At 64.8% G+C, this 281-nt stretch carries 1 protein-coding gene; it reads right to left on the bottom strand.

Features of this window, described 5'->3' with window-relative positions:
* Window positions 1-281: NAD(P)/FAD-dependent oxidoreductase (locus HZI36_RS27660; protein ID WP_425485303.1), on the bottom strand; the 281-nt coding region annotated here is incomplete at both ends.

Raw genomic sequence — 281 nt, 5'->3', positions numbered from 1 at the left:
CGGATCGATCTCCCACAGCTCCTTGATGCCGATCCCGTACGCCTGCGGATCGGCGTTCGCGTTCAGCTTGAACTTGTCCATCAGCTGCCGGCCCAGATGCCCGCGGCAGCCTTCCGCGAACAGCGTGTACTTCGCGTGCAACTCCATGCCGAGCTGGAAGTTCTCGGTCGGCTCGCCGTCCTTGCCGACGCCCATGTTGCCGGTCGCGACGCCTTTCACCGAGCCGTCGTCGTTGTACAGAATCTCGGCGGCCGGGAAGCCCGGGAAGATCTCGACGCCGA

The organism is Burkholderia guangdongensis (assembly GCF_013403875.1).
GTDB classification, from domain to species: Bacteria; Pseudomonadota; Gammaproteobacteria; order Burkholderiales; family Burkholderiaceae; genus Burkholderia; species Burkholderia guangdongensis.
This window is presented reverse-complemented; position numbering and strand designations above follow the sequence as displayed.